The following is a 23,581-nucleotide window of genomic DNA, read 5'->3' as shown; positions in this document are numbered from 1 at the left end:
TGTGTTGACCAGGAGCACTCGTGCCTGCCGTTCCATCGTGCATCATCGAGCCCATCGGGGACCAGTTCCAGGTGCTGATCCCGCCTGTGGCGGACGAGCATCCGTTGGGTTGCCACCGGCCACGCATCCCGGACCGGGTGGTGTTCGACAAGCTCGTGCAGGTCCTCGTCCTCGGGGCTGCCTACGAGAAGATCGCCGACACCACCTGCTCGGCCACTACCATCAGACGCCGACGCGACGAGTGGACCGCCGCGGAGATCTTCACCGCCCTTGAACAGTCCTGCCTTCACGCCTACGACAAGATGGTCGGGCTCGAGCTGGGGAATTTGGCGGTGGACGGGTGCATCACCAAGGCCCCGTGCGGTGGCGAGACCGCCGGAAGATCCCCGGTGGACCGCGGGAAACAGGGTACGAAACGCTCGGTGCTCACCGACGGTGCCGGGATCCCGCTCGGGACCGTCGTGGCCCCGGCCAACCGCCACGACTCCCCGTTGCTGCGCCCCACGTTGGAGACGCTGTCCCGGTTCGGCTTCGAGCTGCCCGAGCGGATCACGGTGCATCTGGACGCCGGCTACGACTCCAGGCCCACCCGGGAGCTGTTGGAGGAGCTCGGCTGCGAGGGCCGGATCGCGACCAAGGGCGTCCCGGCCCCGTTCCAGAACACCGCCCGCTGGGTGGTGGAACGGACCAATGCCTGGCACAACCGCGGCTTCAAGAAGCTGGCGATATGCACCGAGCGCCGCACCCGCGTCATCGAGGCGTTCATCGGACTGGCCAACGCCATCATCATCACCCGACGCCTCCTCCGCGAGGCCTGGACCACCCAACGCTGGGACACCCGCCCAACCCGACGACCATGACCTATCGGCGGAACCTCTAAACGTCGGCTGGCCCGAGTCGAGCACTCGGGCCAACCTCCAACTGCCGCGGAATACCGCAGTTATAGCGTGCCCCCAGTCAGACTCGAACTGACACTGAGCGGATTTTAAGTCCGCTGCCTCTGCCGATTGGGCTATGGGGGCCGGCTCACCAGGCCGCCGCCCCACCCTATCGCCTCACCGGGGCGGTCCAGAGCCGGGAGCGGGAGCCGCTCTCGTGCACCGGGCAGCGGATCCAGTATTCTGGCTCAGTGGTCGAGCAGCCGGCTACGACGTCGTCGTATCCGCAGGAGGCTGCCCCCGTGGACCACCAGATCCCCCCTTCTCCCCGGTTCCCGCCGGACGGCGGACACCGCCCGCCACCTGCCCCGGGTCGGCGCACCCCGGCCCCGTGCCGGACGGCGGCGGCATGAGCGAGGTCGTGGCCCCGCCCAGCGGCAGGACCTTTTTGGCGCCCGACGACGAGTTCCCTGCCGATCTGACCGAGCTGTCCCTGGCCGAGCTGCACGTCCTCCACAGCAGGGTCGGCCGCCAGCTCGACCGGGAACACCTCGGCGGCGCGTCCGGGGCCCACCCGGTGACCCTCGACCGCCACCAGGAGCTCACCGTGGAGCTCGACGCCCGCGAGATCGCCCAGCCCGAGCTCGTCCGCTGACGGACCGCGGCGGCGGCTGCGCCGGGCACGGGGCGTCGTCGTCGGACCGGCCCGTACCGGTGCCGCGGGTGCGGACCGGGGGTCGGACTGCAAATCATGCAAAGCTCTGTTCAGGGAACGCGCGGCCACCTAGCCTGGGAACCGGTCGAGCAGCCGGCCGCACCGCTCCCGGTCGAAGGGTCGCCCGCATGAACCCCCAGCTCGCCCCGTCCCTCCCTCGCCCCCCGGCGGCTCCCACGGCACCCGGCACCTTCCTGGCTCCTGCTGATCCGTTCCCCTCCGACCTCTCGGAGTTGGGCCTGAACGAGCTGCAGGTGCTGCACAGCCGAGTCTGCCGCCGGCTCGAGCAGGAGTACCTGGCCGACCCGGACGGGCCCCATCCGGTGACGAAGGACCGGTGCCAGGAGCTGGTCGCCGAGCTCGACACCCGCCAGCGCCTCCTCGGCCCCGGCGGCTGCTGACCGTCCCGGCGCGGCGGGGACGGCGCCCGGAACGGGCGTCGGCCCCGGGGCAGCGCGGCCCGGGAACGGCTCGACCCCGCCGCGGCACGTGGCCGGGACGGGGTCGAGCGGGGAACGGATCGGGTCAGAGGTTGGCCTTGCGCGGGGTCGGGGCCTGGCCGGCCGCGACCTGGAACCGCGTGCGCGGGTCCCGCTCGTGGCGCAGCGTGGTGGTGTCCCGGCCGAACACGAAGTTAAGAGTCCACTCGGTGAAGACGCGGGCCTTGCGGTCCACGGTGGGGATCGCGTAGCCGTGGTAGAGCCGGTGCATCGCCCAGGCGGCGAGGCCGGAGAACTCGATGCCCTTCTCGGGCAGGCCGGGGAGGCCCTTGATGCTGGCCACGCCCTTGTAGAGGCCGAGTCCGGCGACCGCGCCGAGGTTCTCGTGGTAGTAGTCCTCGAGCGGCTTGCCCGCGCGGACGGCCATGATGTTCTTGACCATGGTGTGCGCCTGGCGCACCGCGTGCTGGGCGTTGGGGACGCAGAACCCGCCGACTCCCCCGCCGGTGAGGTCCGGCACCGCGGCGACGTCGCCGGCGGCCCAGGCGCCCTCGAGGGGGCCGTCGTCGCCGGTGATCCGCAGGTCGGCCCCGGTCCGGACGCGGCCGCGCTCGTCGAGCGGAAAGTCCGTGCTCTTGACGAGCGGGTTGGCCTGCACGCCGGCGGTCCAGATCAGCGTGTCGGTCCCGAACTCGCCGGCCGGGGACTTGTCCTCCATGTTGACGAGCTTCAGGTGCTTGTCCACCGCGGAGTCGAGCGACGTGTTGAGCAGCACCTCGATGCCGCGGCTGCGCAGGTGCGCCACGACCTTCTCGGCACGGTCCTCGGAGACCTCCGGCATGATCCGGCCCATGGCCTCGATGAGCACGAAGCGCAGGTCGGAGACCTGGAGCCGCTCGTTGCGCTCGACCGCGCTGCGGGCCATGTCCTCGATCTCGGCGATGGTCTCGGTGCCGGCGTAGCCGCCGCCGACCACCACGAAGGTCAGCGCCCGGCGCTTGGCCTCCTCGTCGGTGGTGAGGGAGGCGACCTCGATGCGCTCGAGCACCCAGTTGCGCACCGCCACGGCCTCCTCGATGGTCTTGAGGCCGATGCCGTTCTCGGCGAGGCCCTCGATCGGGAAGGCGCGGGTGACGGAGCCGCCGGCGACGACGACCTCGTCGTAGGCGAGCTCGAAGGTCTCGCCCTCGTCGATGCCCTTGACTGTCGCGGTGCGGTTCGCGTGGTCGACCCCGAGCACGTGACCCGTGACGATCTCGCAGTCCTTGAGGTGCTTCCGGTGGGGCACGACCGCGCTGCGGGAGGAGATGTTGCCGCCGGCCACCTCGGGCAGGAAGGGGAGGTACATCATGTACGGGTTGGGATCCACCACGGTGACGACTCCGCCGGAGTCCTTGATCCGCTTCTGCAGTTCCTGCGCCACGGTGAAGCCGACGTAGCCTCCGCCGACGATCAGCAGGCGAGGACGGTCCTTGGCCAATTGAGTGAAAGACATGCCCCCGAGTCTACTCAGAACGCTGTCGATGTCGGTCCCCGCCAGAGGCGTCCGCACCGTGTTCCCGCGCACGCTTCAGGCGCGGCCGTCCGGACCGCCGTCCGCGCCCTCGGCCACGATCCGGCGGATGTGCACCACGGCCCCCGCGGTGAGCCCCAGCACGAGCAGTCCGAACCCGGAGAGCACCACCACGGGCAGCAGCCCGGTCTCGTCCATCGGGGCGACCGGCTCGGGCGCGGCGACCTCCGCCTCGACCTCCTCCGTGACGGGCGCAGAGCTCTCGGTGGGGCTCGCCGTGGGGGTGGCCTCGGCGCTCCTGCGGTGCACCCGCACCCACTGCTCCATGCTGCCGAGCGGATTGCGGTCGACCTTGGGGACGTCCTCCGTGAGGGCGGCCTCGACGTCCAGCACCCCGTAGCCGTAGAGCGGGTCCTTGCCCGGCGCCCCGGTGTCCCGGGCCGTGGAGACGATGCGGTTCGCGATCTGGGCGGAGCTCATCTCCGGCCACTTCGCCTTGATCAGCGCCGCGGTGCCGGCCACGACGGGGGCGGAAGCGGACGTCCCGGCCCACGAGGCGTACCGGTCTCCGGGGATCGCGCCCACCATGTCCTCGGAGGGACCGGCCACGGCGATGGAGATGCCCTGCGAGGAGGACTCCCAGCTCGCCTCCCCGGCGCGGCCCACGCCGCCCACGGTCAGCACGCCGGGAATGGTGGCCGGGGCGCCGACCTGGACGAGCCCGGACCCCCGGTTGCCCGCGGAGGCGACGACGAGCACGTCCTTCTCCTCGGCGTAGAGGAAGGCCTCGTCCCAGCTCTCGGGCCAGGAGGTCGCGTTGGAGCCCACCGACATGTTGATGACGTCCGCGCCGTTGTCCACGGCCCACCGGACGGCGTCCGGGAGCTGCTCGTCGACGCTGCGGACCTCCGGGCTCTCGTCGCCCAGCCACGTGGACACGGCCAGCACCTCGGCGTCCGGGGCCACGCCCACGATGCCCGCCGGCCGGCCGGGGGCGTCGTCGTCCCGCCCGCCCGGGGCCACGTGCCCGCGGCCCGCGGCCACGGACGCCACGAGGGTCCCGTGCTCCGGCTCGGTGCCGAGGCCCTTCTGCCCGTCCGCGGCGCCGCCGCCGGAGACGTCGGTGCCGCCCACCACGGCGCCCTCGAGGTCCTGGTGCGAGCCGTCCACCCCGGTGTCGATGACGGCGATCCGCACGCCCTCCCCCGTGGACTCCTTCCAGGCCTCGCGCACCCCGTACTCGTCCAGCCAGTACTGGAGGGGACGGATCCCGTCCTCGGCGATGCGGGACGTGTCCGGCGCGCGCGTGGCGCCCTCGCTGGGCACGGGTGCCACGCTGACGGGGTCCTCGATCGGGATGCTGGGGGCGGGTCCGGGAACCGCGGGACGGGCCTGCGCGGGCCCCGCCCCGGGCAGTGCCATCGCGCCCACGCCGACCACGGCCGAAGCCGCTCCCACCGCGCCCCACCGGGTGAGGGCGCGGTGGCGCGGGGGACGGCGGCGGGGGTCGCTGGAAGACATGCGTCCTTCCGGGTCGGGGGGAGGTCCGGGCGGGTCAGTCGACCTGGGACAGGGCGATCCCGTCCAAAATATCGTGCTCGCTCGCGATCGCCGAGTCCACCCGTCCACCGGTGGCCGCACCCACCCGCTCGACGATCCGCCGCCACACGAGGGCGCCGCCGCCGATGACGTCGACCCGGCCCTCGTGCATGTAGGGCAGCGCGGCGCGCTCCGCGCGGGTCATGCCCGTGAGCTCCCGGCACGCCTGCGCGATCCGCTCGGCGGGCAGCTCCGCGCCGTCGATCGCCGCGGGGTCGTAGTCGGGCAGCCCGAGGGCGTGGGCGGTGACGGTCGTGATGGTGCCGGCGACGCCCACGAGGTGGGTCGCCTCGGCGAGGGGCACGGTCTGCAGGACCACGTCCACGGCGTGGTCGACGTCGCGCAGCACGGCCTCCTGCTGCTCGGGGGTCGGCGGGTTGGACCCGAGGTGGCGCTCGGTCAGGCGCACGCAGCCGATGTCCACGCTGCGCTCGGCGCGCACCCCCTGGGAGTTGCCGAGCACGAACTCGGTCGATCCGCCGCCGAGGTCGATCACGAGGACCCGGTCCTCGGGATCGGTGCCGCCCACGGCGGCCGAGGCGCCGCGGAAGGACAGCTCCGCCTCCTCGTCGCCGTTGATGACCTCGGGGGTCACCCCGAGGCGCTCGCGGATCCCGGCGAGGAAGACGTCACGGTTGCCGGCGTCGCGCGTGGCGCTCGTGGCCACGAAGCGCAGCTGCTCCACGTCGTGCTCCTTCAGCAGCCGGGCGTACTCGTCCGTGGCCGCGAACGTGCGCTCGAGCGCCGCCTCGGCGAGCCACCCGGTGGCGTCCACGCCCTGGCCGAGACGGACCACGCGCATCTCGCGCACCACGTCCTCGAGCACATCACGGCCCTGCTCCTCCCGGGTGTCGGCGATGAGCAGTCGGATGGAGTTCGTACCGCAGTCGATGGCGCCTACGCGCATGGGGAGTCCTCGGGGTGTCGGGGGCGGGTGGGTCTCAGGCCTCGCGCCAGGCGGGGTCGCAGTGGCAGGCGGCGGGGGTCCACCACTCGGCGATCGCCTCGAGGGTCTCGTCGCCGAGCGGGTTCACCCCTGGCCCGGCCGCGAGCGCGTGGCCGGCCAGCACGTGCAGGCACTTGACCCGCACGGGCATGCCGCCGGCGGAGATGCCCTCGATCTCGGGAACGGGCCCGGTACCGGCCTTGGCGCCGATCCGGACGCGCTCGCTGAGGTAGTCCTCGTGCGCGACCCGGTGGGCGGCGGCCAGTGCCTCGTCCTCGGCGATGCGGTCCGTCATCTCGTACATCAGGCCGGCGGCCTCGAGCCGGGACACCGCGGCGGTGATGACGGGGTGGGCCAGGTAGAACACGGTGGGGAACGGGGTGCCGTTGGCCAGCCGGGGGGCCGTGGCCGCCACGAGCGGGTTCCCGCACGTGCAGCGGGCCGGGATCTCGACGACGTCGCGGACGGGGCGCCCGAGCTGCCGGGAGAGGACCTGCAGGTCCAGGGCCGTGGGCTCGACCGTCCCGGCCGTCACCCCGAGCCCCCGGGGGGCGGGTCGGTCGCCGGGCTCGTGTCCGTGCTGGGGGTTCACGCCGTTCCTCACTCCGCGGGGCTTCCGCGGCTGTCCGTCGCCGCGTCCTGCGGCGCGTCGGTCCCGTCCGCCGGGGCGGCCGGGACGGTCTGCTCTGTCTGCTCCGCCGACCCGCTGGTGCCGGGCTCCTGGGTCGGTCCGGGCTCCTCCGTGGTGCCGGACCCGCCGGGCGCCGCGGGGTCGCCGCCCGGCTCCTCGGCGGCGTCCGTGTCCCCGCCGGCGTCCGTGTCCCCGCCGGCGTCCGTGTCCCCGGTGCCCGCGGCGGGAGCGGCGTCCTCGTAGGCGGAGGCCACGACGGACTGCCAGAGGGCGTCCACCCACGCGGGCTTCTCGGCCTCGACCTGCGCCGCCGAGGAGTCCACCACGGCGCCGTCCATCTCCTCGGCGCCCACCACGAGGTAGGACCGCTCCCCCGGCATGACGTAGAGGAGCCGGTCCCTGGCTCGCTGCTTGACGTAGGTCTCGTCCGACCACTGGTCCACCTGGTCCTCCAGGGACGCCTTCTGGGCCTCCATGTCGGCGATGGCGCGCTCGAGCTGGGCGATCTCCGTCCGCTGCTCGAGGAAGATCTTGGTGGTCGGCGCCGCCAGGAAGACGATGAGGACGGCCACGAGCGTGAGGATCAGGAACCGCCCGCTGAAGGTCCGTGCGGGCACGGGCGAGCCCACCGCGCTGGACCCTCCGCCGGATCCGCCGCCCGGCCCGGCGTCACGCCCGCGTGGCCCCTGCGCGGCGTCGCGCCCGCCGAGCAGGCGGGTGGTGCGCGGGCGGGGAGCGGGCATGCTGACCTCACGGGGGAAGGGCGGGGACGGGGACCAGTGTACCGCTCACGGGTGAGCGGCCGCCCGGGGACGGCCGCTCACCCGCACGACGACGGACCGGCGGGGCCGGTCAGCAGCCGCGGCTCGTCACTTCGCCGTGTAGCGCGGGAACGCGGAGGCGCCCGCGTAGCGCGCGGCGTCCCCGAGCTCCTCCTCGATGCGCAGCAGCTGGTTGTACTTGGCCACGCGCTCGGAGCGGGCCGGCGCACCGGTCTTGATCTGCCCGGCGTTGGTGGCCACCGCGATGTCCGCGATCGTGGTGTCCTCGGTCTCGCCCGAACGGTGGGAGATCATGCAGTGGAACATGTGCCGCTGGGCCAGGGAGATGGCGTCGAAGGTCTCCGTGAGGGAGCCGATCTGGTTGACCTTCACGAGCAGCGCGTTGCCGGCGCCCTCCTCGATGCCGCGGGCCAGCCGCTCCGGGTTGGTGACGAACAGGTCGTCGCCGACGATCTGGACCTGGGTGCCCACGGACGCGGTGAGGGCCTGCCAGCCCGCCCAGTCGTCCTCGTCCAGCGGGTCCTCGATGGACACGATCGGGTAGTCGCGCACGAGCTCCTCGTAGTAGGTGGTCATCTCCGCTGCGCTGAGCTGCTGGCCCTCGAAGCTGTACTTGCCGTTCTCGAAGAACTCGGAGGAGGCCACGTCCAGGGCGAGCGCCACGTCGGTGCCCAGGGTGTACCCGGCCTTCCCGATCGCCTCGGAGATGAGGTCGAGGGCGGCGCGGTTGGACTCGAGGTCCGGGGCGAAGCCGCCCTCGTCGCCGAGCCCGGTGGCCAGGCCACGCTCCTTGAGCACGGCCTTGAGGGAGTGGTAGACCTCCACGCCGGTGCGCAGGGCCTCGGAGAAGGTCGCGGCGCCGATCGGGGCGATCATGAACTCCTGGATGTCCACGTTGGAGTCGGCGTGGGAGCCGCCGTTGAGGATGTTCATCATGGGCACCGGGAGCACGTGGGCGTTGGGCCCGCCCAGGTACTTGTAGAGCTCGAGGTCGGAGGCGGTCGCGGCGGCCCGGGCCACGGCCAGGGAGACGCCCAGGATGGCGTTGGCGCCGAGACCGCCCTTGTTGTCCGTGCCGTCGAGGTCGAGCATGGTCCGGTCGACCAGCCGCTGGTCGGTGGCGTCGAGGCCGATCACGGCCTCGGCGATCTCCTCGTCGACGGCCTTCACGGCGTCGAGGACGCCCTTGCCGAGGTACACCTCCTGGTCGCCGTCGCGGCGCTCGACGGCCTCGAAGGCACCGGTCGAGGCGCCCGAGGGCACCGCCGCCCGACCGTAGCTGCCGTCCTCCAGCAGCACCTCGACCTCCACGGTCGGGTTGCCGCGGGAGTCGAGGATCTGGCGGGCGTGCACTGCGGTGATCATGGCCATGGGTTGCTCCTGACGTTGGTGCTGGGCTTGTCGCTGGCGTGGGTGGAACGGGTGCGGTGGGGCGGTCGGGGCTCCGGTGCCGGGCACCGGCCGCCGGGCCCGCACCGCCGGTGCCGGGCGCCCCCGGCGGCTCCAGCCTAGCGACTCGGCGCCGGAGGCCGGCGGTGGGCAACGGTCCGTGACGGGATCAGTTCCCGTTCCGCCCCGCGGCGTACGCGCGGGCGGCCCCGCGCAGGGCCCGCTCGGCGTCGAGACCGCGGGCGGAGGCTGTGCGCACGAGCGCGAACAGCGCCTCGCCCAGCTCCTCCTCGGTGCGCGGGCCGCCGGGCTCCTCCGCGTCGGGGACCGCGGGCTCGAGGTCGTGCTTGCGGGCCCGCGCGAGCGTCTTCTCGGCGAGGGCCAGGGCCGGCAGGTGCGGCGGGATGCCGTCGAAGGGACCGGTCCGCTCGGGCTTCTCCGCCCGTTTGAGGTCCTCCCAGCGGGAGTGCAGCTGCTCGAGGGACTGCTCCCCCGCCACGTCCCCGGTGGCCCCGACGTCGAAGACGTGCGGGTGGCGGCGGACCAGCTTGGCGGTGACGGCCTCGAGCACGTCCGCCACGTCGAAGCCGCCCTCGACGCGCGGGCGCTCCTGGGCGACCCGGGCGTGGAAGACCACCTGGAGCAGGACGTCGCCGAGCTCCTCGACGAGCAGCCCGGCGTGCGCCGCCGGCCCGCCCTCGGCCTCGACCGCCTCCACCACCTCGTAGGCCTCCTCCACGAGGTAGCGCACGAGGGACTCGTGGGTCTGCTGCCCGTCCCAGGCGCACCCGCCCGGGGAGCGCAGCCGGTCCATGACCGCCACGAGCTCGGCGAAGCGCTGCGCGGTCCGCTCGGGGACGCCCAGTCCCGCCGCGACGTCGTCGGTGCCGTGCCCCTGGCTCATGCGTGCATCCCTTCGAAACCGTCGGTGATCATCCCGTCCAGGGCGGTGCGGTCCTCGAGCGGGAGGAACGCGGCGGCCGCGGCGTTGCGCTGGAGCCGCTCCAGGTCCTCGAGCCCGTAGCCGAAGTGCGCCGCGAGGCGGGCGAGCTCGTCCGTGACCGTGGTCCCGCTCATGAGCCGGTTGTCCGGGGAGACGGTCACGATGAAGCCGGTCCGGTAGAGCATGTCCACCGGATGACGGTCCAGGCTGCCGCCGAACGCGGCCACGGCGCCGGTCTGGAGATTGGACGTGGGGCACACCTCGAGGGCGATGCCCCGGTCGCGGACCCACTCGGCTGTGCGCCCGAGGTCGACGACGGCGACGTCCTCCAGGTAGTCGATGTCGATGTCCTCCGCGATGCGCACCCCGTGGCCCAGGCGCAGCGCGCGGCCCGTGGCCAGGGCGTCCCGGATCGACTCGATGCCCGCAGCCTCCCCGGCGTGCAGCGTGACGGGCACGAGCTCGTCCGCGAGCAGCTCCAGGGCGGCACGGTGCCGGGCCGGGGGGAAGCCGTCCTCGGGACCCGCGAGGTCGAAGGCCACCACGCCGCGGTCCCGGTTGTCCACCACCAGGCGGGCGACCTCGAGGGAGCGGTCCGCCTGGCGCATGGCGCAGAGGATCTGGGTGACGGACACGATGTGGCCGGCGTCCTCCGCGGCGAGCACGCCCTCCGAGAGACCGAGCCGGACGGCCTCGACCGCCTCCGCCATGGACAGCCCGCCCGCGGTGTGCTGCTCGGGGGCCCAGCGCACCTCGGCGTGGACCACCCCGTCCGTCACGAGGTCCTCGACGTACTCCCGGGCGCAGCGCACGAGCGCCTCGGGGGTCTGCATCACCGCGACCGTGTGCTCGAAGGTCGCCAGGTAGCGCAGCAGGGAACCGGAGTCGGCGCTCTCCCGCACCCACCGGCCCAGGGCCTCCGGGTCCTCGGTGGGCAGGCGGTGCCCGGCGGCGGCGGCCAGCTCGACCACCGTGGCCGGGCGCAGGGCGCCGTCGAGGTGGTCGTGCAGGCACACCTTTGGCAGGTCGCGCAGGACCCGGTCCGGCACACGGCCCGGGTGCCGTTCGGCGGAGGTCAGCATCACGGTCGGGACGGCCCCTGTCTCGGTCGGTCTCAGTAGTTCCAGTCCTGCAGGGCCTCGTTCATGTGCTGCGGGATGTGCGCCCCGGTTCGGGGGTACATCCGCAGTTCCTCCAGGTAGTTCTGCGCGGGCAGCCGGTCCTCGTAGCGCACGAAGGCCTCCTCGTCCGCGTAGTCGAAGGACACCTCCGGGGGGATGCCCGGGCGGAAGCGGAACATCATCGCCAGCGGAGCACCGTGGCCCTCCACGTAGGACTCGTCCTTGAGCTCCTGCACGTGCAGCAGCTCCTCCGGGATCAGGTCGAAGGTGCGGCGCTGGTCCCAGAAGCCGTTCTTGCGCACGTGGGTGAGGGCGTCGTAGTACGTGCCCAGGGCGCGCACCCGCACGAGGACGGTGGAGACGTCCATCGCCGTGCCGTCCTCGCCGAACAGCCTCCGCTGGGCGTCCCCGAGCCGGCGCAGGACGTCGACCTCCTTGAGCACGAGGTTGCCCTCGGCCAGCCTGTCCTGGGAGGGGCGGTCCGGGATCCCTGCCGGGGCCCGGTAGGACGGCGAGACGTCGGTGGAGACCGCGGTCTCCGGGGCGGACGAGGCGTGGTCGTCCCCCGCGGCGGTGCCGGCGGCGGCCGCGGCGGCCGTCGCGGCGGCAGCCCCGGTGGGCGCGGCCGGCTCGGCGTCCTCGTGCCACTCCTCGTGGTCGACGTGGTCGGGCACGTCGTGGTGAGGAGTGTCGTCGTGGCCGGCGTCGGGGCCGGGAACGCGGTGCTCGTCGTCCTCCCGGCCGGCGGCGGGGCCCTCCGTGGCGGGGGCGGTGCCGGGGACGGGCCCCGGCTCGGCGGTCCCCTCAGCGGTCGGCACGGCGGTCGGCCCGGGAGCCGGCTCGTCGGCCGGCTCGGAGGCCGGTGCGGCGCCGGCCGCGGAGGACCCGGCCCCGCCGGCAGCGGGAACGCCGCCGGTCGCGGGCTCCGCGGAAGGGGCCGTCGGCTCGGTCCCGGCCCCTGCGGAGTGTTGCTCGTCGGTGGAGCGCTCGCCGGCGGCGCCCGGCGTGGGCCGGCCCGACCGCCAGGTCCGGACGTCCTCGCTGCCGTCGGCGAACCCGTAGGTCGTCACCACGGACCGGACCCCGTCCTGCTCCGGGCCCACCTCGAGGCGGGCGTTCTGCCACGCGCCGCGCGGGGAGGACATGGCCTCGCTGTAGAGGTCGGCCACAGGGTCGAAGAGCGGCGAGTCCTGGTCCACGGTGCCGGACTCCACGGACGGGTCGGCGTCGCCCACGGACTGCTGGGTCTGGTGCGTCATGGTGTTGCCGCGCTGCACGAGCGTGAGCACCGCACGGTCGGCCCCCCGGGACGTCAGCCGGTCCACGAGGTAGGGCAGCGGCCCGTGGTCGGGCAGCGGCCGGGGCTCCTCCGTGCCCTGCCCCTCGGGACCGCGCTCCTCGGGGCGCCGGGAGCCGGCGTCCTGGCCGCCGGTGCCCTGGGCCCCGGCGTCACGGTCACCGGTGCTCCGGTCGTCCGTCTCGCGCCCGTCGGGGCCGGCGGTCGGACCGGCCGGCTGCTCCGGCCGTCCGGTCTCGCGGCGCGGCGTGCTGTCCTCGGTGTTCTTCCGGAAAATGCCTCGCAGACCCAACTGGACCCACCCTTCCGAGCGTGTGCGCACGCCCTCGGTTCTCGTTTCGCGCTGGTTCTCTCCGCAGTATAGGCGCGCCCCGGGCCCGCCCCCGGTGCTCAGCGCCCGGTGCTCAGCCCCCAGTGCTCAGCGCCCGGTGCTCGGCGCTCAGCGCACGGTCTCCAGGACCACGGCGCGGTCCGGGCCGGACGCCGGCGCCTCCGGGGCGACCACGGCGGCGCCCTCGAGCGCCTCCCGGGCCCGCGCGAAGCGCTCGGGGGTGTCGGTGAGCAGGGTCAGCAGCGGCTGCCCGGCCCGGACGGTGTCCCCGGGCTTGGCGTGGAGCAGCACCCCGGCTCCGGCCTGGACCGGGTCCTCGCGCCGGGCGCGGCCCGCTCCGAGGCGCCAGGAGGCCACGCCGACCTGGAGGGCGTCGAGCTCGGTGAGCACGCCGTCGGCCTCGGCCACGACGGTCTCGGACTCCCGGGCCCGCGGCAGCGGGGCGTCGGGATCGCCGCCCTGGGCGGCGATCATGGCCCGCCACACGTCCATGGCCCGGCCGTCCCGCAGCGCCTCCGCCGGGTCGGCGTCGGGGATCCCGGACGCGGCGAGCATCTCCGCGGCGAGCGCCACGGTGAGCTCCACGACGTCGGCCGGGCCGCCGCCGGCGAGCACGTCGACGGACTCCTGGACCTCCACGGCGTTGCCGACGGCCAGCCCGAGAGGGGTGGACATGTCGGTGAGCAGCGCGGTGGTCGTGACTCCGGCACCGGTGCCGAGGTCGACCATCGTGCGGGCCAGCTCGCGGGCGGAGGCGAGGTCCTTCATGAACGCCCCGGACCCCACCTTGACGTCGAGCACGAGGGACTGGGTGCCCTCCGCGATCTTCTTGGACATGATCGAGGACGCGATGAGCGGGATCGACTCGACCGTCCCGGTGACGTCCCGCAGCGCGTAGAGCTTCTTGTCCGCGGGCGCCAGCCCCGAGCCGGCCGCGCAGATCACCGCGCCCACGTCCCGCAGCTGGGCCAGCATCTCCTCGTTGGACAGGGCGGCCCGCCAGCCCGGGACGGACTCGAGCTTGTCCAGGGTGCCGCCGGTGTGGCCGAGGCCGCGCCCGGACAGCTGGGGGACGGCCACGCCGTAGACCGCCACGAGCGGGGCCAGCGGCAGGGTGATCTTGTCCCCCACCCCGCCGGTCGAGTGCTTGTCCGCGGTGGCCGAGCGCGCCCCGGAGCGCACGAGCTCCGAGAAGTCCATCCGCTCGCCGGAGGCGATCATCGCCCGCGTCCAGCACGCGATCTCGTCCCGGTCCATGCCCCGCAGGAAGACGGCCATGGCCAGGGCGCTCATCTGCTCCTCGGCCACGACCCCGCGGGTGTAGGCGTCCAGCACCCACGCGATCTGTTCGGGGGACAGCGCACCGCCGTCGCGCTTGGTCCGGATGACGTCGACGGCGTCGAACTGCTCGGTCATGAGGGATCCTTTCGGGGACTAGAGGTTCTCGGGGCCGAAGGCGTCGGGCAGCACCTCGGCCATGGTGCGCACCCCGGAGACGGTGAGCAGCCGCAGGCCGGGCCCGCGGTGCTCGTGCAGCAGCTGCCGGCACCGCCCGCACGGCATCAGGACGTCGCCGCGCCCGTCGACGCACACGAAGGCGACGAGCCGTCCGCCGCCGGACATGTGCAGCGCGGAGACCAGGGTGCACTCGGCGCACAGAGTCAGCCCGTAGGAGGCGTTCTCCACGTTGCACCCGGAGACCACCCGCCCGTCCTCGGTGAGGGCGGCCGCGCCCACGGGGTAGTGCGAGTACGGGACGTAGGCGTGCTCGAGGGCGGCCACGGCCGCCTCCCGCAGCCGGTCCCAGTCGATCCGGGCCCCCTCGCCGCCGGTCCCGTCCTGTCCGGTGACACTGTCGGGGTCGCTGCCGGGGTGCAGGGTCTCGCTCACAGGGCGCTCACTCCTTGGTGTAGGGCTTGCCGATGGCCGCGGGTCCGCGGGAGACGCCCACGAGCCCGGCGACCGCCAGGATCGTGACGACGTACGGAAGCATGGCCAGGAACTGGCTGGGCACGGGCGTGCCCAGGAAGGACAGGATCGACTGCAGGTTGGAGGCGAATCCGAACAGCAGGGACGCGAGCAGCGCCCCCACCGGGTTCCAGCGACCGAAGATCAGGGCGGCCAGGGCGATGTAGCCGGCGCCGGAGGTCATGTCGCGGGTGAACGCGGAGACGGAGACCAGCGTGTAGAAGGCGCCGCCGAGACCGGCGACCATCCCGCCCGTCAGCACGTTGCGGAAGCGCAGGGCGTTGACCTTCACACCGAGGGTGTCGGCGGCCTTGGGGTGCTCCCCCACGGAGCGGGTGCGCAGCCCCCAGCGCGTCCGGTAGAGCGCGAACCACACGAGTGCCACCGCCGCGTACATCAGGTAGCCGATCACGGACTGGTCGAAGACGATCGGCCCGAGGAGGGGGATCTCCGAGAGCACCGGCACGGCGAAGCGCGGCAGCCGCGGCGGGGAGTTGAACGCGCCCGGGTCCGACTCCAGCACGGTGGCGAAGAGGAAGCCGGTCAGTCCGGACACGAGCACGTTGAGCACCACGCCCACGATCACCTGGTTGACCCGGTAGACGATCGAGAAGACCGCGAGCACGAGGGAGACGAGCCCGGCCCCCAGCACGGCGGCGAGCAGGCCCACCCAGGCGCTGCCGGAGAGGGAGCCGGCCACCGCGGCGGAGAAAGCGCCGAACAGCAGCTGGCCCTCGATCGCGATGTTGATCACGCCCGAGCGCTCGCACAGCAGGCCGCCTAGGGAGCCGAAGATCAGCGGGATGGCCAGGGCCACGGACCCTGCCAGCAGCCCGGACAGGGACACGTCCGGGCTGCGTGCGCTGCCCACGACCCACACGAGGAAGCCGCTGACGAAGAAGAAGCCGAACAGCAGCACCGTCCACCGGGGCAGGCGCGCTCCGGCGCGGGCGCGCAGGAACGCGAGGACCGCCAGCCCGGCGAGCACGGCGACGGTGAGCCAGCCCCAGAGCACGCCGTGCACCACGAGGTCGGGCACGCGGAAGAGGTCACCGGCCTCCGAGACGCGGAAGCTCACGGTGTTGTCCGGGGCGTTGAGCCCGAACAGCAGGAGGGCCACGAGGCTCAGCAGTCCGAGGACCACCGGGATGCGCCGGCTCGTGACGCCCACGACCTCGTGGGCGGCGGTCGTGGACGGCGCGGTCTCGGTCGGCGGGGGGAGGGTCGCCTGGGCCGGGCCGCCGGACGCGCTGCGGGACGTGCTGCCGGTGGAGCCGGCGGCGGCCCAGGGCGCCGGATCGGGGCGCGGTTCCGGATGCTGCGAGCTCATGCCCGGCCTCCCTCGGTGGCGGTGGCGGCTGTGGTGGTGCCCCGGCCGCGGCGGGAGCGGGCCCGGCCCGTCCGCACCAGCGGCGGCAGGGCGATGAACAGGACGATCAGGGACTGCACGACCAGGACGATGTCGATGTTCGTGCCGGTCATCGACTGCATGGTGACGCCACCGGCGCGGAACCCGCCGTAGAGCAGGCCCGCGAAGAACGTGCCCCACGGCTTCGACCGGCCCAGCAGGGCCACCGTGATCGCGTCGAAGCCGAAGGACGCGGCGACGCCCGCGGTCAGGGCGCGCTCTGTGCCCGAGATCTGGGCGACGCCCGCGAGCCCCGCGAGCGCGCCCGCGAGGACCATGACGACGACGAAGCCCCGCGTGACGGAGATGCCGGCGGTCCGCGCCGCGCGCGGGTTGGCGCCCACGGCCCGCAGCTCGAAGCCGATCGTGGAGCGCTTGAGCAGCCACGCGATGAACACGGTGGCGAGGATCGCGAGCACGAAGCCCCAGTGCAGCCGGAACTGCTCGCCCAGCAGCTTGGGGAACATCGCGGTCTCCGCGACCTGGGGGCTGACGGGGTTGGAGGAGCCCGGGCGCAGGAACGCCGGGCGGGTGAGCAGCCAGGCCACGAGGTTGAGCGCGATGTAGTTGAGCATGATCGTCAGGATCACCTCGTGGGCGCCGGTGCGGGCCTTGAGCACGCCGACGATCGCGCCCCACAACGCCCCGCCGACCGCCCCGGCGAGGATCACCGCGAGCAGGTGCACGCCCACCGGCAGCTGCCAGGCGAAGCCGACCCAGGCGGCGAGGGCCGCGCCGATGAGCAGCTGGCCCTGGGCGCCGATGTTGAACAGCCCTGCCTGGAAGGCCACGGCCACGCCGAGACCCGCCAGGACCAGCGGCGTGGCCACGGTCAGGGTCTCCGCGAGCGGGTAGACCCGCTGCGCGAACGTGGTGCCGTTCGGGTTGTAGACGGCGCCGTAGAACATCGCCTCGTAGGCGGAGGACGCGGCGGCCCACATCGCCGCCAGCGTGTCCCCGGGCCGGGCGAAGAAGTAGCCCGCGGTGTCGGCGACCCGGTCGTCGGTCAGGGCGATGAGCAGCCCGCCCAGCACGAGGGCGGCGACGATCGCGAGCACGGACTGCAGCGCGGAGCCCGTCCAGGCGCGCCGGGAGGCCCCGGGCGCGACGGTCGTGGGCGGCGGCGCCTTCTGCTGGTCGGCGGCCGCGGGGGCCGTGCCGGTGGCACTCATGCCTGCTCCTTCGTCTGCTGCGCCGTGCGCTGCCGGTCCCCGCCCTGCGGCGCGGTGGTCTGCGGCGGGCCGGCCGGGAGGAGCTCCTCGGCAGTGGCCCCGGCCATCATCTGCCCCAGGACGTCGCGCGGGGTGTCGGGACCCACGATGCCCATGAGGCGGCCGTGGAAGAACACGGCGATCCGGTCCGCCAGCGCGTACACCTCGTCGAGCTCGGTCGAGACGATGAGGACGGGCACGCCCTTGTCCCGCTCGGCGACGATCTGCTCGTGGATGAACTCGACCGAGCCGACGTCCACGCCGCGGGTGGGCTGGGAGGCGAGGAACAGCTCGAGGGGCCGGGAGAGCTCCCGGGCGAGCACGACCTTCTGCTGGTTGCCGCCGGACAGGGTCTGCACGGGGGCGTCCACGGAGGGGGTGCGGACGTCGAACTGCTCGACGGCGCGGCGGGCGTTGGCCTGGACCTCGCCCAGCCGCAGGGACGGCCCGCGGGAGAAGCGGTCGTCGCCGTAGAGGTCCAGCACGAGGTTCTCGGCGACGGTGAACGGGCCGACGAGCCCGTCCGTGGAGCGGTCCTCCGGGACGAAGCCCACGCCCGCGTCGAGGACCTGGCGCACGGACTTCCCGAGCAGCTCCGTGCCGCCCAGCCGGATCGAGCCGGTGGCCCGCTCCCGCAGGCCGAGGATCGCCTCGGCCAGCTCCGTCTGGCCGTTGCCCTGCACGCCGGCCACCGCGAGGATCTCCCCGCGGGCCACGTCGAAGCTGACGTCGTCGAGCAGCCGCACGCCGTTGTCCGCGACCACGGTGAGCCCGGAGACCTCGAGGGCACGCTCCCCCGGCTCGGCCTCGTCCTTGGCCACGGTCAGGGACACGTCCCGGCCCACCATGAGCGCCGCGAGCTCGGAGGTCGAGGCCTCCGGGGACGTCTGCCCCACCACGCGGCCGCGGCGGATCACCGTGATGACGTCGGAGATCGCCTTGACCTCCCGCAGCTTGTGGGAGATGAACAGGATGGACTTCCCGGAGCCGCGCAGCTGGCGCATGATCTCGAGCAGCTCGTCGGTCTCCCGCGGCGTGAGCACGGCGGTGGGCTCGTCGAGGATGAGCACCTGCGCCTCCCGCACGAGGGCCTTGATGATCTCGACGCGCTGCTGCACGCCCACGGGCAGGTCCTCGACGACGGCGTCCGGGTCCACGTGGAAGCCGTAGCGCTGCGAGATCTCCCGGATCCGGCGGCGGGTGGCCTCGAGGTCGAGGGTGCCGCCGCGGGTGCTCTCCGCGCCGAGGGCCACGTTCTCCGCGACGGTGAACACCGGCACCAGCATGAAGTGCTGGTGCACCATCCCGATCCCGGCGGCCATCGCGTCCCCGGGGCCCCGGAAGGACACCTCGGAGCCGTCCACGAGGATGCGCCCCTCCGTCGGCCGGTACAGGCCGTAGAGGACGTTCATCAGGGTGGACTTGCCGGCCCCGTTCTCCCCGAGGAGGCAGTGGATCTGCCCGGGCTCCACGACGAGGTCGACGTCCTCGTTGGCCGCGAAGGAGCCGAAACGCTTCGTGATGGACTGCAGTTCCAGCTTCATGGTGGGGTGGTCCTCCTCCTGGGCCGTCCGCCGGCTCCCGGACGGACGGCCACCGCCGCCGGCTCCGGGCCACAGCCGGCGGCGGTGGGTGCGGTGGTCGGTGGGGTCCGGGATCAGGCCTGCGGCGAGTTCTCGGACTCGACCGTGATCGTGCCGTCGATGATGTCCTGGCGCAGCTGCGCGACCTCGCCGGCGAGCTCCTCGCCCACGGCCTCCTCCTGGTCGTGGAACGGGGCGATGCCCACGCCGTCGTTCTCGAGGGTGCCGACGTAGGGCTCGTTGTCGAACTGGCCCTCCACGGCCGACTCGACGACGTCCTGCACGGAGGTGCTCAACTGCTTGAGCACGGAGGTGAGCTGGTACTGCTTGCCCTTCTCGAGGGTCTCGTAGCCGTCGGCGTCGACCCACACGAAGCGGACCTCGTCCGCGCCGTCCGTGTTGGACTCGACGACCGCGTCGATCGTGCCGAGGGCCGCCTGCCCGGCCACGGGCAGGACGATGTCCGCGCCCTCGTTGATGAAGTTCTGCGTGGTGGTCTTCGCGGCGGAGGTGTCCGTGAAGCTGTTCACGAAGGTGCCGTCCTGGGTGTCCTTGTTCCACCCCAGAAGCCGCACGTCCGCGCCCTTGGTCTGGTTGTAGTGCTCGATGCCGTCGGCGAAGCCGTCCATGAACACCGTCACGGTCGGGATGTCCATGCCGCCGTAGGTCGCCACGGTCCCGGTCTCGGTACTGCCGGCGGCCACGTAGCCGGCGAGGAACGCGGCCTCGGCCGTGTTGTAGACGAGCGGCTTCACGTTGGGCAGCTCGATCGAGGCGTCGTCGACGATCGCGAAGTCCGACTCGGGGTTGGCCTCCGCCACGGTCCGGGTGGCGTCGGCGAGGAGGAAGCCCACGGACAGCGTCAGGTCGCACCCGGACTGGACCATGGACGTCAGGTTGGGCTCGAAGTCGGTCTCGGCCTGGGACTCGGCCTGGTTGACCTCGATGCCCATGCTCTCCTCGACGGCCTGCAGGCCCTCGTAGGAATTCTGGTTGAAGGAGCGGTCCTGGAACCCGCCGGAGTCGGAGACGATGCAGCCGGTGAAGTCGGTGGCCTGCTCCTGCGCCTCACCACCCTCCTCGGGGGCCGCGCCGCAGCCGGCGAGGACGAGCGCTGAGAGGCCGAGCACAGCGGCGGCGGAGAGCGGGCGGTGTCCTCGGGGCGTCCGGGGCGAGAAGGTCATGGTTCCTCCAGGTGACGGGCGCGGCCGGGCCGTGAGCCCGGTCACGCGGGAGCGCGACGTGGTGCCACTCTACCCACGGGTAGGCACGGAGGGCGGGAGGCGGACGTCAATTCGCCGAGACGTCCGGTCGTGTCCGCCGGGAGTGCAGCCGGATGGCGCGCAGGGCCGTGCTGGCCATGACCTGGATGCCGCAGCCGATCGCGGCCTCGTCCGCCACGTAGTCCGACTGGTGCAGGTCGTAGGTGTGCCCGCCCCGCGTGCGCGTGCCCAGCCGCATCATCGCCCCGGGGACCTCCTGGAGGAACCACGCGAAGTCCTCCCCGCCCATGGACTGGGGCACCAGCACCACCGCGTCCTCGCCGAGCTCGGCGCGGGCGGCGTTCTCGATCAGGGTGGTCTCGATCTCCCCGTTGACCACGGGAGGGACGCCGCGGATGTGCTCCAGCTCCACGTCCACGCCGTAGGGCGCCGCGACCTGGTGCACGACCTCGTCGAGCAGCTTGCCCGCCCGGTGCCAGGCGTCGGCGTCGAGGCAGCGCATGGTCCCGGACATGAACCCGGTGGCGGGGATGGCGTTGGGGGCCACGCCCGCGTGCAACTGGCCCCACACCACGGCCACGCCGGAGCGGACGTCGATCCGCCGGGACAGCACGGCCGGGACGTTCACGGCGATCTGGGCCATCGCGTAGACGAGGTCCTGCGTGAGGTGCGGGCGCGAGGTGTGCCCGCCGCGGCCGGTGAACTCGATGCGCACGGTGTCGGAGGCGGACGTGATGGCGCCGATCCGGGTGCCCACCTGGCCGACGTCGACCTTGGGCTCGCAGTGCAGGGCGAACATCCGCGGCACGCCCACGAGGACGCCCTGGCGGAGCACGGTGAGGGCGCCGCCGGGCAGCTGCTCCTCGGCGGGCTGGAAGACGATCCGCACGGTGCCGGCGATGTGGGCGGTGCGGTGCAGGTCCGCGAGCACCTTGGCCACGCCGACCATCACCGTGGCGTGGATGTCGTGCCCGCAGGAGTGCGCCACGCCGTCGTTGACGGAGGACCACTCGAGGCCCGTGCCCTCCTGGATCGGCAGCGCGTCGATGTCCGCCCGCAGGCCCACGGCGATCGGCCCGTGCCCGATGTCCACGTAGCAGCCGGTGTCCGAGAGCCGCACCGGGGCGAGGCCCATGTTCTCCAGGGCGCCCACGATCCGGTCCGTGGTGCGGAACTCCTGGTAGGACAGCTCCGGGTGGCGGTGCAGGTCCCGGCGGAAGGCGATCAGGTCTGGCAGGTACCGCTTGAGCAGGGGGCCGATGGCGGGCGGGAGGCCGGCCTCCGTGGCCGCGGAGGAGGAAGGCGCGTCAGACATCTGCCCAGACTACTCCCGGGCGCGCACGGCCCGGGACGTTCACAGGACGTCGGTGTTGCCGCTCTGCTTGAGGGAGGCCACCGCGTCCTTGACGCGCTGCGCGTGCTCCCGGGTGGTCACCAGCAGCGCGTCGGGGGTGTCGACGACGACGATGTCCTCGACCCCGATCAGGGCAATCAGCCGTCCGGTGTCCGAGACGACGATGCCGCTGGAGCTGTCCGAGAGCACCCGGCTGTTGTCGCCGAGGACGGTGATGTCGGGGTCGGACTCGGGATCGACGTGGTTGAGCCGCCGGATCGCGGCGAAGTCCCCGACGTCGTCCCAGGTGAAGCTCGCCGGGACCATGGCCACGTCCCCGGCGGCCGCCGCGGGCTCGGCCACGGCGTAGTCGATCGCGATCTTGGGCAGCCCGGGCCACACCCGGTCCACCACCTCGTCCTGGGCGGGCGTGCCCCAGGCCTCGGCGATCTCGGTGAGCCCCGCGTGCAGCTCCGGCTGGCTCGCCGCGAGGTGGCGCAGCATCAGGGACGCGGGTGCCACGAACATCCCGGCGTTCCACGTGTAGTTGCCGCTGGCCACGTAGTGGCGGGCGGTGTCCTCGTCGGGCTTCTCCACGAACTCCTCGACCTGCAGCACGTGCGGCGCGTCCGCCAGGCCGAGCTGAGCGCCGGCCCGGATGTAGCCGAAGCCGGTGGCCGGGGAGCTCGGCGGGATGCCGATCGTCACGATCCGCCCCGATGCCGCCGCGGCCACGGCCTCCCGCACCACGTCCTGGAAGGCGTCGGCGGGCTCGATCACGTGGTCGGCCGCGAAGGAGCCGATGATCGCCTCGGGGTCGCGGCGCTGGACCAGCATGCAGGCCAGGCCGATGGCCGCCGCCGAGTCCTTGGGGGACGGCTCGAGCACGAGGTCCTCGCCGGAGAGCTCCGGGAGCTGCCGGCAGACCGCGGCGGCGTGCGTGCGCCCGGTCACGACCATGACCCGGCCGCCGCCCAGACCCGCGAGCCGGTCGTACGTGGCACGCAGCAGGGACGAGCCCGAGCCGGTCAGGTCGAGCAGGAACTTGGGGGCGTCGGCCCGGGACAGGGGCCACAGCCGGGAGCCGACCCCTCCGGCAGGGATGAAGGGGTGGAAGTGCGCGAGTGGGGAGGTCACGGACAACACCATACGACCTCGCCCCGGGAACCCGCGGAAAACGACGTCCGCCCGCGGCGGGAACCGCGCTCCGGTGCGGGACAGGCTGTCAGTAAACACCGGTCGTGCTGGTATCGTGGGAGGGAACTCGCGCATCATCCGACACAGAGCCGGAGGGCTCCGCTCACGTCGTGCGCAGTGCGAATTCCCGAACATTTCTAGAGCGCACGACGGCGAGCGACTCAGGGAGGTTTTTCAGTGGCGAAGACATCCAAGGGCACCCTGTACCGCGGCCAGGCCCATGGCCAGTGGTCCTGGGTCGCCCATCGCATCACCGGCGTGGCCATCTTCTTCTTTCTTCTGGTCCACGTCCTGGACACCGCGCTCGTGCGGGTCTCGCCGGAGGCGTACAACGCGGTCATGGAGACCTACAAGAACCCGGTCATGGGCCTCGGCGAGGCCGGTCTCGTGGCGGCCATCGTCTACCACGCGTTCAACGGCCTGCGCATCATTATGGTCGACTTCTGGTCCAGCGGCACCAAGTACCAGAAGCAGATGCTCTGGGGCGTCCTGATCCTGTGGGTCGTCGTCATGGTCCCGTTCCTCATCCGTCACCTGTCCAACATCTTCGGGGGTTAATCACGATGAGCACTCCGCTCAAGGCAAGCATCTCGGTCCCCCGGAGCAAGGACCTCGAGGTCAACGGCGTCAAGTACAACCGCTCCTCCTCCCGCCGCAACAACTTCGAGATGTACGCGTGGCTGTTCATGCGCATGTCCGGCGTGGTCCTGCTCGTGCTCGTCTTCGTCCACCTGTGGGTCAACCTGGTGTCCCCGGAGGGCGGGGTCGAGGCGGTGGACTTCGCGTTCGTGGCCGGCAAGTGGGCCAGCCCGTTCTGGCAGGTCTTCGACATGCTCCTGCTGTGGCTCGCGATGCTGCACGGCACCAACGGCCTGCGCGTGATCATCGACGACTACGCGGAGCGGGACCGGACCCGGTTCTGGCTGAAGGTCTTCCTCTTCACCACGTCCGCCTTCGTGATCCTGCTCGGCACCCTGGTCATCTTCACCTTCGAGCCCTGCCCGGCCGGCGCGGACCCCGCGCTGCTCGCGAGCTTCTGCACCGCGGGCTGAGAGCCCTGCCGGAGGCGGCCC

22 protein-coding genes and 1 tRNA gene are annotated in these 23,581 nt (G+C 72.9%); 5 read left to right on the top strand and 18 right to left on the bottom strand.

Annotated features, from left to right (window positions below; genetic code table 11):
• Positions 1-20: 20 nt before the first annotated feature.
• A complete protein-coding gene (locus ACH9D2_RS06050) occupies positions 21-860 on the top strand; it encodes an IS5 family transposase (protein WP_396361908.1) in 840 nt (279 codons plus the stop codon).
• An 88-nt stretch (positions 861-948) separates the two neighbouring features.
• Here ACH9D2_RS06050 and ACH9D2_RS06045 read toward each other — a convergent pair.
• Positions 949-1,022: transfer RNA gene (locus ACH9D2_RS06045), tRNA-Leu, on the bottom strand.
• 265 nt (positions 1,023-1,287) lie between these two features.
• Between ACH9D2_RS06045 and ACH9D2_RS06040 the strand changes: the two genes are divergently transcribed.
• Together ACH9D2_RS06040 and ACH9D2_RS06035 are read left to right on the top strand one after the other, a co-directional pair.
• Positions 1,288-1,533, top strand: coding sequence for a hypothetical protein (locus ACH9D2_RS06040; protein WP_396361906.1), 246 nt, complete (start codon positions 1,288-1,290; stop codon positions 1,531-1,533).
• Positions 1,534-1,721: 188 nt separating this feature from the next.
• Positions 1,722-1,994 (top strand): hypothetical protein, encoded by a 273-nt coding sequence (locus ACH9D2_RS06035; RefSeq protein WP_396361904.1) that lies wholly within the window; start codon positions 1,722-1,724, stop codon positions 1,992-1,994.
• A 124-nt stretch (positions 1,995-2,118) separates the two neighbouring features.
• On the opposite strand, the gene ACH9D2_RS06030 is transcribed toward ACH9D2_RS06035, so the two are convergent.
• The 17 genes from ACH9D2_RS06030 to ACH9D2_RS05950 form a co-directional block, all read right to left on the bottom strand.
• Complete coding sequence (locus ACH9D2_RS06030) at positions 2,119-3,528, bottom strand: FAD-dependent oxidoreductase (protein WP_396361903.1); 1,410 nt, start codon at positions 3,526-3,528, stop codon at positions 2,119-2,121.
• Positions 3,529-3,603: 75 nt separating this feature from the next.
• Entirely contained in the window at positions 3,604-5,067 is a 1,464-nt protein-coding gene (locus ACH9D2_RS06025; RefSeq protein WP_396361901.1) for a S8 family serine peptidase, read from the bottom strand.
• 34 nt (positions 5,068-5,101) lie between these two features.
• Entirely contained in the window at positions 5,102-6,052 is a 951-nt protein-coding gene (locus tag ACH9D2_RS06020) for a Ppx/GppA phosphatase family protein (RefSeq protein ID WP_396361900.1), read from the bottom strand.
• 34 nt (positions 6,053-6,086) lie between these two features.
• Positions 6,087-6,683 (bottom strand): DUF501 domain-containing protein, encoded by a 597-nt coding sequence (locus ACH9D2_RS06015; protein WP_396361898.1) that lies wholly within the window; start codon positions 6,681-6,683, stop codon positions 6,087-6,089.
• Positions 6,684-6,691: 8 nt separating this feature from the next.
• The gene (locus ACH9D2_RS06010) at positions 6,692-7,465 is read right to left on the bottom strand and encodes an FtsB family cell division protein (protein WP_396361897.1); all 774 of its coding nucleotides are present in this window, start codon (positions 7,463-7,465) and stop codon (positions 6,692-6,694) included.
• 126 nt (positions 7,466-7,591) lie between these two features.
• Complete coding sequence (eno, locus tag ACH9D2_RS06005) at positions 7,592-8,875, bottom strand: phosphopyruvate hydratase (RefSeq protein ID WP_396361895.1); 1,284 nt, start codon at positions 8,873-8,875, stop codon at positions 7,592-7,594.
• Positions 8,876-9,062: 187 nt separating this feature from the next.
• Positions 9,063-9,797 (bottom strand): MazG nucleotide pyrophosphohydrolase domain-containing protein, encoded by a 735-nt coding sequence (locus tag ACH9D2_RS06000; protein WP_396361893.1) that lies wholly within the window; start codon positions 9,795-9,797, stop codon positions 9,063-9,065.
• Positions 9,794-10,918, bottom strand: a complete 1,125-nt coding sequence (locus ACH9D2_RS05995; protein WP_396361912.1) for an adenosine deaminase — start codon at positions 10,916-10,918, stop codon at positions 9,794-9,796. Before ACH9D2_RS05995 ends, ACH9D2_RS06000 begins: the two co-directional genes overlap by 4 nt.
• Before the next feature lie 32 nt (positions 10,919-10,950).
• Positions 10,951-12,576, bottom strand: a complete 1,626-nt coding sequence (locus ACH9D2_RS05990; RefSeq protein WP_396361892.1) for a hypothetical protein — start codon at positions 12,574-12,576, stop codon at positions 10,951-10,953.
• A gap of 117 nt (positions 12,577-12,693) precedes the next feature.
• Positions 12,694-14,001: a thymidine phosphorylase gene (locus ACH9D2_RS05985; RefSeq protein ID WP_396361891.1), complete on the bottom strand. Its 1,308-nt coding sequence runs from the start codon at positions 13,999-14,001 to the stop codon at positions 12,694-12,696.
• An 18-nt stretch (positions 14,002-14,019) separates the two neighbouring features.
• Complete coding sequence (locus tag ACH9D2_RS05980; protein WP_396361910.1) at positions 14,020-14,397, bottom strand: cytidine deaminase; 378 nt, start codon at positions 14,395-14,397, stop codon at positions 14,020-14,022.
• Between the two features lie 85 nt (positions 14,398-14,482).
• A complete protein-coding gene (locus tag ACH9D2_RS05975) occupies positions 14,483-15,883 on the bottom strand; it encodes an ABC transporter permease (RefSeq protein WP_396361890.1) in 1,401 nt (466 codons plus the stop codon).
• On the bottom strand, positions 15,880-17,133 hold the full coding sequence (locus tag ACH9D2_RS05970; RefSeq protein ID WP_396361888.1) for an ABC transporter permease: 1,254 nt from the start codon (positions 17,131-17,133) through the stop codon (positions 15,880-15,882). Before ACH9D2_RS05970 ends, ACH9D2_RS05975 begins: the two co-directional genes overlap by 4 nt.
• Positions 17,130-18,716 carry an ATP-binding cassette domain-containing protein gene (locus ACH9D2_RS05965; RefSeq protein ID WP_396361886.1) on the bottom strand — a complete coding sequence of 529 codons (1,587 nt, stop codon included), beginning with the start codon at positions 18,714-18,716 and terminating at the stop codon, positions 17,130-17,132. Before ACH9D2_RS05965 ends, ACH9D2_RS05970 begins: the two co-directional genes overlap by 4 nt.
• A 113-nt stretch (positions 18,717-18,829) precedes the next feature.
• Positions 18,830-19,939 carry a BMP family lipoprotein gene (locus ACH9D2_RS05960; RefSeq protein ID WP_396361884.1) on the bottom strand — a complete coding sequence of 370 codons (1,110 nt, stop codon included), beginning with the start codon at positions 19,937-19,939 and terminating at the stop codon, positions 18,830-18,832.
• A gap of 106 nt (positions 19,940-20,045) precedes the next feature.
• Positions 20,046-21,293, bottom strand: coding sequence for an amidohydrolase (locus ACH9D2_RS05955; protein WP_396361882.1), 1,248 nt, complete (start codon positions 21,291-21,293; stop codon positions 20,046-20,048).
• A gap of 39 nt (positions 21,294-21,332) precedes the next feature.
• Positions 21,333-22,460: a mannose-1-phosphate guanylyltransferase gene (locus ACH9D2_RS05950; protein WP_396361881.1), complete on the bottom strand. Its 1,128-nt coding sequence runs from the start codon at positions 22,458-22,460 to the stop codon at positions 21,333-21,335.
• A 225-nt stretch (positions 22,461-22,685) separates the two neighbouring features.
• Between ACH9D2_RS05950 and sdhC the strand changes: the two genes are divergently transcribed.
• Positions 22,686-23,066: a succinate dehydrogenase, cytochrome b556 subunit gene (gene sdhC / locus ACH9D2_RS05945; protein ID WP_396361879.1), complete on the top strand. Its 381-nt coding sequence runs from the start codon at positions 22,686-22,688 to the stop codon at positions 23,064-23,066.
• 5 nt (positions 23,067-23,071) lie between these two features.
• The gene (locus ACH9D2_RS05940; protein ID WP_396361878.1) at positions 23,072-23,560 is read left to right on the top strand and encodes a succinate dehydrogenase hydrophobic membrane anchor subunit; all 489 of its coding nucleotides are present in this window, start codon (positions 23,072-23,074) and stop codon (positions 23,558-23,560) included.
• The last annotated feature ends 21 nt before the right edge of the window (positions 23,561-23,581 follow it).

Source organism: Kocuria rhizosphaericola, from assembly GCF_044462205.1.
In the GTDB taxonomy this organism is placed as follows: Bacteria; Actinomycetota; Actinomycetes; order Actinomycetales; family Micrococcaceae; genus Kocuria; species Kocuria rhizosphaericola.
The sequence above is the reverse complement of the archived record's forward strand: the minus strand, read 5'-3'. Positions and strand labels throughout refer to the sequence as shown.

Excerpts from the sequence above, each read along its gene's own strand:
- ACH9D2_RS06000 (WP_396361893.1), bottom strand. The coding sequence starts at position 9,797 with ATGAGCCAGGGGCACGGCACCGACGACGTCGCGGCGGGACTGGGCGTC.
- ACH9D2_RS05950 (WP_396361881.1), bottom strand. The coding sequence starts at position 22,460 with ATGGTGTTGTCCGTGACCTCCCCACTCGCGCACTTCCACCCCTTCATC.
- ACH9D2_RS05985 (WP_396361891.1), bottom strand. The coding sequence starts at position 14,001 with ATGACCGAGCAGTTCGACGCCGTCGACGTCATCCGGACCAAGCGCGAC.
- ACH9D2_RS05970 (WP_396361888.1), bottom strand. The coding sequence starts at position 17,133 with ATGAGTGCCACCGGCACGGCCCCCGCGGCCGCCGACCAGCAGAAGGCG.
- ACH9D2_RS05960 (WP_396361884.1), bottom strand. The coding sequence starts at position 19,939 with ATGACCTTCTCGCCCCGGACGCCCCGAGGACACCGCCCGCTCTCCGCC.
- eno (WP_396361895.1), bottom strand. The coding sequence starts at position 8,875 with ATGGCCATGATCACCGCAGTGCACGCCCGCCAGATCCTCGACTCCCGC.
- ACH9D2_RS06040 (WP_396361906.1), top strand. The coding sequence starts at position 1,288 with ATGAGCGAGGTCGTGGCCCCGCCCAGCGGCAGGACCTTTTTGGCGCCC.
- ACH9D2_RS06030 (WP_396361903.1), bottom strand. The coding sequence starts at position 3,528 with ATGTCTTTCACTCAATTGGCCAAGGACCGTCCTCGCCTGCTGATCGTC.
- ACH9D2_RS06010 (WP_396361897.1), bottom strand. The coding sequence starts at position 7,465 with ATGCCCGCTCCCCGCCCGCGCACCACCCGCCTGCTCGGCGGGCGCGAC.
- ACH9D2_RS06035 (WP_396361904.1), top strand. The coding sequence starts at position 1,722 with ATGAACCCCCAGCTCGCCCCGTCCCTCCCTCGCCCCCCGGCGGCTCCC.
- ACH9D2_RS05955 (WP_396361882.1), bottom strand. The coding sequence starts at position 21,293 with ATGTCTGACGCGCCTTCCTCCTCCGCGGCCACGGAGGCCGGCCTCCCG.
- ACH9D2_RS05995 (WP_396361912.1), bottom strand. The coding sequence starts at position 10,918 with ATGCTGACCTCCGCCGAACGGCACCCGGGCCGTGTGCCGGACCGGGTC.
- ACH9D2_RS06020 (WP_396361900.1), bottom strand. The coding sequence starts at position 6,052 with ATGCGCGTAGGCGCCATCGACTGCGGTACGAACTCCATCCGACTGCTC.
- ACH9D2_RS05975 (WP_396361890.1), bottom strand. The coding sequence starts at position 15,883 with ATGAGCTCGCAGCATCCGGAACCGCGCCCCGATCCGGCGCCCTGGGCC.
- ACH9D2_RS06025 (WP_396361901.1), bottom strand. The coding sequence starts at position 5,067 with ATGTCTTCCAGCGACCCCCGCCGCCGTCCCCCGCGCCACCGCGCCCTC.
- ACH9D2_RS05965 (WP_396361886.1), bottom strand. The coding sequence starts at position 18,716 with ATGAAGCTGGAACTGCAGTCCATCACGAAGCGTTTCGGCTCCTTCGCG.
- ACH9D2_RS05940 (WP_396361878.1), top strand. The coding sequence starts at position 23,072 with ATGAGCACTCCGCTCAAGGCAAGCATCTCGGTCCCCCGGAGCAAGGAC.